The 13,644-nt window shown below is 40.7% G+C and carries 9 protein-coding genes; 1 reads left to right on the plus strand and 8 read right to left on the minus strand.

Annotation, left to right across the window (positions count from 1 at the left end; all coding sequences use genetic code 11):
- Window positions 1-106: 106 nt before the first annotated feature.
- The 4 genes from PULV_RS00750 to speA form a co-directional block, all read right to left on the minus strand.
- Window positions 107-1,300, minus strand: a complete 1,194-nt coding sequence (locus tag PULV_RS00750; RefSeq protein WP_227009325.1) for a mechanosensitive ion channel family protein — start codon at window positions 1,298-1,300, stop codon at window positions 107-109.
- A 9-nt stretch (window positions 1,301-1,309) separates the two neighbouring features.
- On the minus strand, window positions 1,310-2,227 hold the full coding sequence (locus PULV_RS00755) for an acetyltransferase (protein WP_193330616.1): 918 nt from the start codon (window positions 2,225-2,227) through the stop codon (window positions 1,310-1,312).
- Window positions 2,227-3,120 (minus strand): acyltransferase, encoded by an 894-nt coding sequence (locus tag PULV_RS00760; protein WP_193330617.1) that lies wholly within the window; start codon window positions 3,118-3,120, stop codon window positions 2,227-2,229. The genes PULV_RS00755 and PULV_RS00760 overlap by 1 nt, the downstream gene beginning before the upstream one ends.
- A 213-nt stretch (window positions 3,121-3,333) precedes the next feature.
- On the minus strand, window positions 3,334-5,214 hold the full coding sequence (gene speA / locus PULV_RS00765) for a biosynthetic arginine decarboxylase (protein WP_086745932.1): 1,881 nt from the start codon (window positions 5,212-5,214) through the stop codon (window positions 3,334-3,336).
- A gap of 219 nt (window positions 5,215-5,433) precedes the next feature.
- Here speA and speE point away from each other — a divergent pair, with 219 nt between their 5' ends.
- Window positions 5,434-6,294: a polyamine aminopropyltransferase gene (speE, locus tag PULV_RS00770; protein ID WP_193330618.1), complete on the plus strand. Its 861-nt coding sequence runs from the start codon at window positions 5,434-5,436 to the stop codon at window positions 6,292-6,294.
- Window positions 6,295-6,339: 45 nt separating this feature from the next.
- Here the strand turns inward: speE and PULV_RS00775 are convergent, their stop codons facing one another.
- The 4 genes from PULV_RS00775 to PULV_RS00790 all read right to left on the minus strand — a co-directional run bounded on the left by PULV_RS00775 (window position 6,340) and on the right by PULV_RS00790 (window position 12,533).
- The gene (locus PULV_RS00775) at window positions 6,340-7,563 is read right to left on the minus strand and encodes a hypothetical protein (protein WP_193330619.1); all 1,224 of its coding nucleotides are present in this window, start codon (window positions 7,561-7,563) and stop codon (window positions 6,340-6,342) included.
- Window position 7,564: 1 nt separating this feature from the next.
- Window positions 7,565-9,925: an EAL domain-containing protein gene (locus PULV_RS00780; RefSeq protein ID WP_193330620.1), complete on the minus strand. Its 2,361-nt coding sequence runs from the start codon at window positions 9,923-9,925 to the stop codon at window positions 7,565-7,567.
- Complete coding sequence (locus tag PULV_RS00785; RefSeq protein ID WP_086745928.1) at window positions 9,918-10,571, minus strand: methylamine utilization protein; 654 nt, start codon at window positions 10,569-10,571, stop codon at window positions 9,918-9,920. Before PULV_RS00785 ends, PULV_RS00780 begins: the two co-directional genes overlap by 8 nt.
- Before the next feature lie 234 nt (window positions 10,572-10,805).
- Window positions 10,806-12,533, minus strand: coding sequence for a hypothetical protein (locus PULV_RS00790; protein ID WP_193330621.1), 1,728 nt, complete (start codon window positions 12,531-12,533; stop codon window positions 10,806-10,808).
- Between the last annotated feature and the right edge of the window lie 1,111 nt (window positions 12,534-13,644).

Genomic DNA, 13,644 nt, shown 5'->3' on the forward strand with positions numbered 1-13,644 from the left:
TTAGAATGACTAGGCTACACACTTCTCGCCGTGATAAAAACGCTTTTATCTCGAACAAAATTTAACCACGAAAGATCAACAGCCCCTAGCAACACACATTTAGACATTAACTGTCAGACTGAGCAAGACCGCCCGTTAGATGCTGAAAAGGCCGTAAGCCAAACAAAGGCAGCACAGCTAAATAATGGTCGATTATGGCCGCTTGAAGATGCTCATAGGGTATCCAACGCTGATCATCACTAAAGCAATAAAACTCAACGGGTAAACCCATCGCAGTTGGCTGAAGCTCACGAACCATTAATGTCATAGTGTGATTCAACGCACTATGCTGCTTCAAATAGAACTCTGCATACTGACGAAAGAGGGTGACATTGGTCAGTCCTACCGAACTGACATCAGTTTGTGCTAAAAAATCAGCAAATACTGGCTGTTGCTGTAATCGTTCCATCACCACATTATCAACCAAACCAATCGTATGCATATCAATATTGAGTGAACGCTTAATTCTTCGGCCACCTGATTCTTGCATGCCGCGCCAATTTTTGAACGAATGGGCAATTAACGCATAGGTTGGAATACTGGTGATGGTTTTATCCCAATTACGGACCTTAACAGTGTTAAGGCCTAAACTTTCGACTTCACCATCGGCGCCATATTGGTCAAACTGAATCCAATCACCGTGAGTCACCAATCTATTTGCTGCAATTTGAATACTCGCCACAAAGCCTAAAATAGTGTCTTTAAACACCAGTAGCAACACAGCTGCAAGCGCACCAAACCCAGATAAAATATAAGTAGGTGACTTATCCATAACCAAGCTAACAGATAAAACAGCGACGACAATAAAAGTCATCAGCTTAATAAGCTGTATAACCCCTTGAATAGGAACATCTTTAGCGAAATCTAACTGGTTGTATATACCACCCAAAATATTAATGAGTGCACTAAAAATCAACCCGCCATAAATCAACATCACTAACTGGCCAGCAAAGCGCATTAAATCAATCACAAACTCAGAAAAAGGAAAAACCAGCGTAAGAGTACTTAAATAAATCACACAGCAGAGCATCACCGCAAGCCGACCATTAAATTTATCGAGTAACGGCCGAAGGCTGCCTGCCTTGTTAGGCGACAGATAAATAACAACACGTTGAATACTCGGTAAAAATAAGCGCTTAGCAAATAAATAAATAACCACTAGGCTCATCAAACCAATACAGGTTGCTGCAACATCAGTGATTACTGACGCATGACTCACTGGCTCAATCCAATCTGACAGCGTTGCTTTTAATTGACTCACTCCATTCTCCTAAGTCGCACTTTCGTCCATTTTACTGTGGAACTGTGGCTGCGGTTGTCGCTTCATTTGAGCAATATGCTGATCTTTTGCATGCCATATTTGATTCAGCTTGTCTTGAAACTCCATACGAAATTGTCGATCGCTTTGATAATCGCCAATCAAACTCGTATCTATCGGCATCACGTCAATATCAACCTGAATCGATGACAATTTACCCGTAAAAAAATCATTCAAAATCGAACCAGATACACCTGTATATACAACTGAAGTGTTGAGCATAGCATCAAATTGTGACCCCAATACTTCTAACGCAAACGCAATACCGCCTGCTTTAGGGCGCAGTAAATGGGTAAACTCACTTTGCTGTTGCGCATGTTTTTGTGCAGAGAAACGAGAACCTTCGACAAAATTAATGATGGTGGTGGGATGCGTGCGAAAGTAACGACAACTTTGTTTGGTCCGTTCAACATCCATGCCTTTTAGTTTTGGGTTTTTCGCCAGCTTTTCTTTACTGACGCGTTTCATAAATGGCATGTCCATCGCCCACGCCCCCATGCCTACAAAAGGCACAAACTTCAGCTCATCTTTTAAAAAAAACTTCGGTGCAGGCAATTGACCTAACGCCGTTAATAACACAATATCTAAACTAGACTGATGATTGGCGATTAACAGATACCAAGCATCTGCTTTTAAAGTCCCTTTTACATTCACATGCAACTCTGTACAGGCCGCTTTTATTGCCCACGCATTGCCAATACACCAACCTTTATACGCCAAGTGCAATAACACACTAACAGGTCGCACGCGAAACACCAGCTTGATTAACCCGAGTGTGAAAACAATTAACCCCCACACCACCAAGTTCATCAATAAGCCCAAAAAAACAACACAAGCCAGTAAAGGAGCTGGTAACCAACGCGCCAGCATTAAGCTTGTTCCTTATGAGCCAAACGGTTGATTTGCTGATCTTTCTCTTGCCAAATCTGATTTAACTCTTGCTGAAATTTAACTCTGAATTCATTGTCATTGATGTAATCACCAATAAAATGCTCTGAGACAGGCATGACATTAACGGCCACTTGCACTTCTTTCACTCGGCCAGCCAAAAAATCAACAAAAGTAGGAATGCCTTGCGGATAATGAATCGTAATATTAACCACTTGCGCTAATTGCTCCCCCATTGCCTGCATCACAAATGCCACACCGCCAGCTTTGGGTTTTAGTAAGTAGTTGAATGGACTGTTTTGCCTTTGATGTTTTTTCTTTGTAAAGCGAGTGCCTTCGACAAAATTCACTATACTGACTGGCGTTTCTTTAAATTTTTCACAGGCTTTACGGGTAGTTTCCATGTCTTTGCCACGTAAGGCTGGGTTTTTCTTCAATTGTGCTTTGCTGGTGCGTTTCATAAATGGAAAATCGAGCGCCCACCACGCCAAACCAAGAAACGGCACATAGATTAATTCTTGCTTCAAAAAGAAGTTCAAAAATGGGATCCGCTTGTGTAATAACCGCTGCATGACCAAAATATCAACCCAGCTTTGATGATTAGCAATCACTAAATACCAATCTTTCTTTTTTAGACTCTCAAGCCCGCTCACTGATAACGTAAAGGGAGTGAAAATATTTTGGATAACACTATTACAGCCAACCCAAAAACTCGCGCAGCTTTTAGCGAGCCAACTCATGGCTTTTTGCCACGGCTTAATTGGAATTAACTTTAAGAGTCCACATAAAAAAATGGGGCCGACCCAGACTAAGGTATTAAGGCAATAAAACATGCCTGCAATGATGATTCTGAAACTGGAGAGCACAACAGCCACTACTCGCTCCTTGATGAAATAACTAAATAATAGCGCCTAAAAAAACAGCTTATTATACCCATTTAAAGGTAAATTGCGAATAAACAACCCTAATAAGAATGCGGTTAAACACACAGCAAACTCGCCGATTTAAAAAAGGGCTAACGACTCAATGCCAGTTAACCCTTATTGGTATCTATAAAACCCATGTCGACTTTCTAAATAGTATCAACATCAATCCTCAAAATAGGTGTAACCGCTCAAGCCCAGTTTTAATTCATCTAAATACTGCTGCTTAATGGACGAACTAATTGCAAGTTTATCAATTTGCTTGGCATAGGCTGTTTCGAGTTTCTTGGCATCAAAGTGAACAAACTTCAACACATCTGCCACACTGTCGCCTTTAATCGCCGAAGTCAGCTGATAACCTTGCTCTGTTAACTCAACATGCACCGAATCTGTATCACCAAACAAATTATGTAAATCACCTAAAATTTCTTGATATGCCCCGACCATAAACATACCAATATGGTACTGCTGACCCGGAGTGTATTGCGGCATAGGTAAGCTCGACTCAATACCCGCACCATCAACATACTCTCTGATTTGCCCATCAGAATCACAGGTTATATCTTGTAAGATTGCACGCTGAGTCAGAGGCTGATCTAAGTTTTCGATAGGCATAATAGGGAACAATTGCTCAATCCCCCACACATCAGGCATTGATTGGAACAACGAGAAGTTCACAAATAGTTTATCTGCGAGCTTTTCGTTTAAATCATCGAGTACTTCTCGGTGCGAGCGAGAATTGACATCTAATTGAGCTCTGACTTTATGTAACGTACTGAAATACAGCAACTCTACTTGTGCCCAATCATTCAAACTTAATAGGCCGTGCACATACTGCCCATGAGCCTCACTGAACAAGTGCATCACATCATGGTAGGTTTCAATCGCCATACGTGGGCTAATTTGATTAAAGCTATGCCAAATTTCTGTCAAAATCGCCGCAGCATCTGCTGCAGGAGGCGTTGGAGCCATCTCTTTAGGTGCTTTTTCGATATCAATCACATCCGTGATCAACACAGCATGATGTGCAGTCAGCGCACGGCCAGACTCAGTAATAATATTTGGATGAGGCAAATTATTTTGTTCACACACATCTGCAAATGCCCCGACCACATTACGCGCATACTCCGCAACACTGTAATTCATTGAGCACGCACTGCGAGAGCTAGACCCTTCGTAGTCAACCCCTAGTCCGCCACCGACATCGACGATTGTCAAAGGAACGCCCATTTGCGACAGCTCAGCAAAATGACGAGCACATTCTCGAAGCGCGCGATGAATATCGCGAATATTAGCCACTTGAGAACCAATATGAAAATGCACTAGCTGCATAAGATGCAGCTTACCCGCCGCTTTTAATGTGTTAACAGCCGACAAAACTTGCCCTGCAGTTAAACCAAACTTGCCTTTTTCGCCGCCGGTATTTTGCCATTTCCCTTTTCCGACGGAATTTAGCTTAATGCGAATACCAATCGAAGGTTCGACCCCTAAGTCATCAATTTCACTCAATAAAGTGGTTAATTCTGATAATTTTTCCACCACAATATTGACCTGATGGCCCATCGCTTGCCCAATACATGCAAGGCGTAAGAATTCGCTATCTTTATAACCATTACACACAATTGTTAACGGGCGCTGCGCAACGCCTAAAATGGCCATTAGTTCTGGTTTTGACCCAGCCTCTAATCCGACTTTGTTACTTGGGTGGTCAATCAGCTTTTTAACTACTGAATACTGCTGATTCACCTTAATCGGATACACTGCCGTATACACACCTTGGTAATCACGCGCCGCTTTGGCTTGATCAAAGGCGCCAACTAAGTTATCGACCCGATTTTGTAAGATGTCAGTAAAACGTACCAATACCGGTAATGTAAGACCTTGCTCTTTGAATTGTTCAGTTAAGGTATGAAATGAAATCCCATTTTTACTTTGATCTCGGTCAGGATAAGCAACTAAGTGCCCCGATGCATCAACGTCAAAATATCCTTCACTCCAATGAGCAACATTGTACGTTGCTTTTGCTTTTTCTGAACCCCAAGTCATGGCAGTCTCTATCGTTAAATTCGTTATCGAGGCATTTTAAGCGGATAACAAAAATCACGCCAATGAAAATCCCCTCTAATTTATTCCTAATCTCTACAAATCGAATCTTTTACACAATAAATTACGACTAATTTCAATTTTGACTAAAATTTGATTGAGCTCATTGGCAAGCACTGGCAAAATTGCCGCAATTTTTACCACCACCATAGTGATAACGACATGGCTAACTTAGACCAAGATAAATGGTTCACTGAAATCAGTGACCGTGATGGCAGCGCATTTTCTTTGCGTATCAACAAAAAGCTCGATGAAAAGCAATCTCCATTTCAAAAAGTAGAAATGTATGACACCACAGACTTCGGTAATTTAATGATTATTGATGGCTGCACTATGGTCACAACTCGCGAAAACTTTTTTTATCACGAAATGATCAGCCATCCTGCATTGTATAGCCATCCGAATCCTAAAAATGTCGTGATCATTGGTGGCGGCGACTGCGGTACATTACGCGAAGTCCTTAAACACCCAAGTATTGAAACTGCTCATCAAATTGATATTGATGAAGTCGTGACTGAAATGTCACTTAAGTACTTTCCTGAGTTGTGCGAATCAAATGCTGATCCACGTGCAGAAGTGATGTTCGACGACGGTATTAAATACATGGCAGAAGCCGCGCCAGAATCAATTGATGTAATTATTGTCGATGGAACGGATCCAGTTGGGCCAGGTGAAGGTTTGTTTAACCATGCCTTTTATACCAGCTGTTTAAAAGCATTGCGTTCAGGCGGAATATTAGTACAACAAAGTGAATCTCCTTTGATGCACATGCCTTTATTAGTTGAGATGCGCCAAGCAATGCTGGATGTTGGGTTTGTTGATTTGCAAACTCTGCCATTCCCACAGCCAATCTACCCATCCGGTCTCTGGTCTGTCACTTTGGCTCGTAAAGATGAAAAGTTCGCAAGCTTTCGTGAAGGTGATGCCCAACAAGCACCATTTGAAACTGAGTATTATAATGCCGGTATTCACCACGGAGCTCTCTCCACACCAGGCTTTATGAAGCGCGCGTTTAATAAATAACCTAAGTGCATTATAAAAAACGCAGCTGATGCTGCGTTTTTTATTTTAAAAGCGGTATTGAATATTACCTTGCCATTGCTGTTGTGATTCGTTTTGTGGCCACGCCCATAAATTGCGGTTTTCAACAAACGTATCTAATACGCTAATTTCCAATCCTACCTGCCAATTTTCTTTTAGATTATATCGCCAAGCAAGCGTCCAAGATTGCCCATCACTGTCATTTGGATCCCACGGCCAATGATCTCGCTCAGTCACCGAAAAATCATCGAAGCGCGCACTGACTCGATGTGCATTATGTTGATAACTCATTAACACATAGTAAGCGCTAAAATCTGTATCCACCCCGCGATTTTTTCCCATCGCGGTATTGCCTATCATGGCTTGGGTGATCAGCCGCCATTGCTGATTAAACTTATATTGCCAAGCCACTGAGGTAAATTTGGTATCCCACGAATATTGACCTGTACGTGTATTAACCACACTAGGATCGCCGTTATTATCGTAATAATACACACGTAATTGCGACTGCTTAAAATAGTCCCAATGTACGCCAACATATGCACCAAATCGACCATCGATTTCTTCAAATGGCCTGACATTGCTTGCTTGTAAATGCAATGGCGAATCTTTAAAACTCGGTAGTTCTGCAAATGGAATGACTTCATTTAAACTGGTTTGACGGTCATGAATCGCAAATCCTCGCCAAGCCAGTAAAGTACCAGCCGGATCGTTGCCTTTAAACACTGAAGCAACAAAATTAAAACTATGTGCACTGGCAAATTGCCTGCCCGGACGACTGATTTCAAGCTCTGCACCAATCGTTTTTATTTCCTCACCTAACCACGAGTTTATCGCCGAGTTGCTGTAGGTATAAGGTGATAACCAAGCAATATCAGGATTTTCTAATGACATTCTCGGATAAAATAACCCTGTTTGTAGCTGCCATTTGTAGCGTGTGTTGCTGAGCGGCTTATATTTAAAATACGCTTGTGTGAACCCAATGCTAGCTTTAGGATCATCGTTATAATTAACAACAGCATGACCTGTCAGCCCACCATCAAAATCCTGCTCAATATTTAATAACGCTTGGCCAATACTGACCCCACTGCGTTTATCATCATAACGATACCCGCCAGTCCCTTGATACAACCAAGACTTTGGATTATCGGTTTGGTTATATCGAACTTGCATTAAACCTGATATATCGGCAGCAATACAATTGACGCTTAATGCCAATAAACCCCCATAGCTAAGCTTTCGTAATCGCACCTTACTCTCCTTGAGAAATTTGCTTAATTAACTCAATAGGATCCCACCAATCATTAAAACTCTGAACTGTCATCGGTTTAGCAATAAAATACCCTTGTGCAGTATCACAACCAAATGCAGACAATTTATTCAAGGTCGCTAAATCTTCAACCCCTTCAGCGACAACCGACAACGACAGGTTATGCGCCAATTCAATGGTTGATTTCACAATCACTTCATCGTCTTCGTCATGATTGAGGTCTAAAACAAATGATTTATCTATTTTAAGCTCATCCAATGGCATTTTTTTGAGCTGCGCCATTGAAGAAAACCCTGTGCCGAAATCATCTATCGATAACTTAATGCCCATTTGATTTAACATACATAACGCACGCAATGCCTGTTCTGGCTCGGCCATGACTGCACTTTCGGTCACTTCGAGCTTTAAGGCATTGGGCTGTAACCCATAACGTGTCATCAATTGCGCCACATATGCGGGCAGTTTTAAGTCGATTAAATCAACGGCGGAGATATTCACTGCCATCTGCACATCAATATCTTGCTTTAACCATAATTTTTTTTGCTTTAATGCTGTGTCTATGGCCCATTCTGTCAATGCCCGTATATGGCCACTTTGCTCCGCTAATGGAATAAAATCATCGGGTTGAATAAAGCCATGCTCTGGGTGATGCCAACGAACTAAACATTCAACACTGACGATTTTTTGCTGGATAAGGTCAAGCTTTGGTTGATAAAACAATTCCAATTGATCATCGTTAATAGCGCTGCGTAACTCAGACATCAAGCTCAAACGTAACAAGGAATGTTTGTTTAATTGCGGATAGTACACCACATGATGAACATGTTTGCCTTTGCATGCATGCATCGCAATATCTGTGCACTGCAACAATTTACCCGATGTATCGCCGTGTTCAGGGTAAAGAGACACCCCAAAACTCGCGTCGATATCCAACGCCACATCATCAACACTAAATGACCATGTAAATAACTTTTCAAACTGCCCAATAACACTATCTAATTGATGAACATCGATATCAGGCAAAATTAGACCAAATTCATCAGCAGCAAAATGTGCAATGAAAGCGTGTGGGTACACAAAGGTTTGCAGCCTTTTTGCCACAACTTTGAGTAACGCATCCCCAAAGGCATGGCCTAACGTATCATTCACTTCTTTAAACCGATCAAGGTCTAGCTGCAACACAGCAAGGGTCAATCCTTGTTGTTGGTGCTCTGCAATAACTTTATTTAAGTGCGATACAAAATGGTTACGATTTGGAAGCTCAGTTAATTTATCAAAATACGCTAATTGGTTAATTTCCACTTCACGCTCTTCAATACTGTGCTGCATGGTATTAAGTGCCAACGATAATGAGTCAACCTCACGGGTTGATGACTCTGGCAACGAGTTGCTGTAATCGCCTTTTTGAATATTCTCCGCGATTTTCATTAAAGAAGTGAGAGGCTTAGTCACACTTTTAGAGACAAAAAATGCAGCTATAAACGCCAGTATCACAGAAAAAATAATCAGTACTGATAATTGCACAATCAAAGTGTTAAACGAAACAAATGCATGAGCCTTGTCTGTCGTTAACAACATGTAGAGCCTTTGATCTTTCACAAACCCCAGTTCAAATAGGCCTGCAACAAACTTTTGCTCTGCCAAGTCAAATGACGCTACCTCATCATTAAAGCTCAAGCCGCTCTCAATTAAGTTTTGATAATTATCTTTCGCCATCGTAGAAGCTAAATAATTTGCCTTTTGAGGCGCTAAAACCACACTGACGTTAAATCCTGCAAGCTCAACAATGCGCTCATTAACAAGGCTATCAATATTGATCCCCATCACCATCCACGCATTAACGCCACTGGCACTTTCAACAAACTTTACTGGGGCTATTTTTGTCAGGTAGTAGTGATTTGCCAGCTCAATCAATCTGATCTGATGATCACTGTAGTTAGATAAATCAAAATCAAAATCAGCATCTTGTGTAAATTCTGTCGTCCCTGCTATGATTTTTTGATCTTGGTTTAGCACCAGTGCAAAATCCGCTTTTAAGCGCCGTTTATGATTACTAAGTGCTGACTCTAAAGAAGCTGGATCATCAGCACCACTTGCTATTAACTGCTTAACTGAAAAATCTTTAACCAATGTATTTAAAGATCGTAGTAAAACATCCGCATCAGCAACAAACTTAAACCGTACAACATTAGCCGACGTCGCCATGCGTTGCTCAAGTTGCTGTTGAGAGTGTTGATAGGTCTGTCCAAGCACTGTCGCCATCGCAACAGCAAGCACTGAGATCAGTAAAAATACAAACAGAGTTAATATTTTTACCTGTAAAGATTGGCTACGTTTATTCATAGGCATCAAATTTGTCAGTCTGTCTATATTGGCGTAAGTCTGGCAGCAAAGGCTGCGTAATTGTGATTATTTGCTCTGTTTTTGAGTTATCAATAGTATAAGTGAGCGGCAGTTGCTTATTTTCAAATCTTGGATGCCATACCTTCAACTCAGTTGCGTTATTCGTTTGTTCAAGTGTGACTAAGCCATTTTGGTCTGATGTAGCCAAAATATGACTTTGCACCACTAAAATATAACCCAGCATCCAGTCATGGATATTACAACCTAGCTCCACAACGCCAGATTTATTGAACACTAACGGTTGATGATTCGACCCTTTATACAATTTTAATTCAAAAGGTTTCGCCGCAGAAAAGGAATACACATGGTGCTTGATTGAATCTGAATTTGGAAACATCACATCGCTGTTCATAGGCACAGCTAACACATAAGGGTCAAACTGCTTATTTATCTGATCCATAATAAAAGGTTGTAACTTTGCAGGTTGAGATGCAATGAACTCCTCTTCACTTTGTTCAACCCAAATAACTGCATTTTCTAGTGGTTGTTTGTCTTGGTCTTGAACTTGTATAGACAAGGTTTTAGCGCCAGCCAGTAATGGAAATAAGCTCACAATCGTAATGGCAAATAAAACACTCTTGTACATAAGATTCCCTTAACTTAACCAAACAGCTAGTAGCAATTTTTCATCTAATAAACAATTAAATACAGCCTTAATTAATAGCCTAAAATGATTATTTAACAAGCCAAATTAATTGTCCTTGAACGTAGCAGACCTTCCTTTTTTAAATTTACTTTCACTCTGTGTTTCATATATTAAAAAAGGCCTGTTAGTAAGCTAACAGGCCTTTTTTAATATATGAAACACAGAAATCAACAGTTATAGGCTATTTGTTCGTAGTTCACTGCTGAACTCAATGCCCTTAGTGCTAAAGTCCGTATTAAAATAAAGCTGCATATTGGCTTCTTTTAGCATTTCCAATTCAGGCGGAATGGTTTCACCCGTTGTTTCTAAAAACTGGAATACAGGATTAAAGAATGCCTGATAATCAACAGCCAAATTACTAAATCCATTCGTATCGAGCGCTTGATTCGTTAATGAATCAGCCAATGTTTGAGCTTGCTGACCACGATACAACACTAAGTGTTCGCCCTTTACAGCTAATTCAAGCGACTGGCTCAACTGTAATGGTAAGTCGATGTATTGTTCCAATTTAATACTCGAACCATCTGCGGGTAATTTAACGTCCATCAAAGGTGGATAGAAACTTTTCACACTATTAAATAGCGCGACCGGATTAGCCGCAGAAATAGTCACGATACCATCGAGCTTATCAATATTTGGCTGGCCTTGTTGCTCACTTAAGGCAAAATCAAGTAATGACAAACTGACACCTTTGACTCCTGTTGCCATACTGGTTGCCATCGTCAACATCATTGGGTTTGTTTGTTTGATCTGCTGCTGTGCCGAAACAAGTGGTTCGCACTGATAAGTAGCCTCAGTAAAATCGGTCCATATCGACGTCACTGCAGGAGATAGTTTTGCAGCATCAATACCAAACGCAATACTGGCAATTTTGTTTTGTGCGCTAGTGGTAAAATCAGGTAAAAACCCACGCATGCTCGCAAGCGCTTTTAAAACAGTGCTATTGCTTTCGATTACCATTTTCGCGTTCAACTCAACACTTTCATTGGTGATAACCATTTTCTGTGTGCCGAACGCCGTACGTGGCCAGTGATTGGCAATATCTGCAAAATCATTTTGGCACGCCTCAGTACGCAGCTCTGCCATTTCAACGTCAATTTCATTGCCGCCTAGTTGGTTAAGCATTTGACTAAATTGATTATCATCTTTGCCTGTTAAACCATTAATAAGCGCGACATGGTTCACAAAACCAAGATATTTAGCATCAAACTGATGCTGAGTTGTCATGGTCTGCAAAGTATCTGTTTGCGCTAAAGACTGTACTGGCTTTTCAATCGCAAGTGCTTGTAATAAATCAGCCGGCTGGTTGAAGTTCGTATTCGCCGTAATCGTTGCCCAACCATTATTAACGGAAACAACTAACTCTAACTCAGCGTCATTTTCTGCTATAAGAGTATATTTAGTGACATCCACGCCTTTTAACTGCTCTTTTTTCGCAACCAAACCTGATTCTTGCTCAGCTTTTTCAAGCATTTTCCACAGAGCGTCAGGTTGAGCAATTTCATAGCGAAGCACCGGCAGCAGTCCAACCATATAAAACAAACCTTTCATTTGATCTGCTAAACCAAATGTCTCGACAAACTGGTCAGGTGATGCGACAGCTTGTGCATATTGACGAGATAAACTAGCAATAAAGCGAGCTGCAGGTTCCTTCGACTGACCTAACTCGAGCTCTAACTCAGCAGATAAATCGTCAGGATAACTTGGTGAAAAATACGTTAAGTACTGTTTGACCGGAAAACGGGTCAACTGACCAGCAAAAAACAAAGTATCAGCAGGAACATAAGCAAGCTCTGATACTTGCGGCACTTGTGCATGATTTGATGATGTTGAATCTTGTTGGTATAGGTAAGCCGTTACGCCTGCGGCAATAACAGCGGTTGCAATCAGGGCTTTTTTCATAGTGCCAAACTCCATTTTAAATGTGCTTGAACTATAAACAAATTTTGTTCGGATGTCCCACTATCTGATAAATTGTTACATAAAAGATGTCGCTACAATTAAGACAAACTATCCCTTTTTTTCCCAAACATCCACCTTAGTTTTACCAAAATAAGTTTCACTAAAATAAGGTTCAATAGAAAATGGCATAAAAAAAGCCAGCAAGATGCTGGCTAAATTACTTAAGGGTCATTCAGGGGTATATCTGCAAACTGAGTGAGTAAAACGTGAAGTCGACTCGCTTTGTTTGAGAGTACTTTACCGAGTGAGTGTTAAACATTTATGACGAACTAAACAGAGTTGTACTATTTTTCACTCAAAAGATCTAAATGATAATTATTATCAAAAAAGTATTGACCTCTGATTTAATCTAATTAATAATCAATCTCATTAAAGCACGAGATGCTTCACTTATTTAAATCTCTTTCTCGACCCTGGAAGACGTTTCGCAGTACGTTAACTGCCTGGCGACTGTTACGAAGAATTCTAACGCCCCTGAACCATTCGTAACAGGAGTCGACCCATTTACTTGCTACATTGCTCATATCGGTGACGGTAGATATGAAACCAAAAAGCCCTAACGGGCTTTTTTTATGTCTAAAAAATGACTCTTCAACCAAGTAGAAGCTGAAAAGATACTGTCTCACCCAATTACCCAGTTTTGTTGGTATTAAAACAATTCACATTACTGCCTCAACCTTACCTAAAATAAAACCACAAAAAAAAATGAGAATTATTATCAAAAAGGTATTGACCTGAATAAGTTTCTAATTGATAATCAATCTCAACAAGACAGTTAACGACGTAACACAACTGACTAAACCAACTTCTCGACCCTAGAAGACGTCCAACAGTACGTTAACTGATTAGGCCACTGTAGCCTTTGTCTCTATCGCCCCTGAGCCATAAATTACGGTGGCCAACCTATTTACTTGCTACATTGCTCATATCGGTGACGGTAGATATGAAACCAAAAAGCCCTAACGGGCTTTTTTTATGTCTAAAAAATGACTCTTCAACCAAGTAGAAGCTGAAAAGATACTGTCTCACCCAATTACCCAGTTTTGTTGGT

The organism is Pseudoalteromonas ulvae UL12, from assembly GCF_014925405.1.
GTDB lineage: Bacteria > Pseudomonadota > Gammaproteobacteria > Enterobacterales > Alteromonadaceae > Pseudoalteromonas > Pseudoalteromonas ulvae.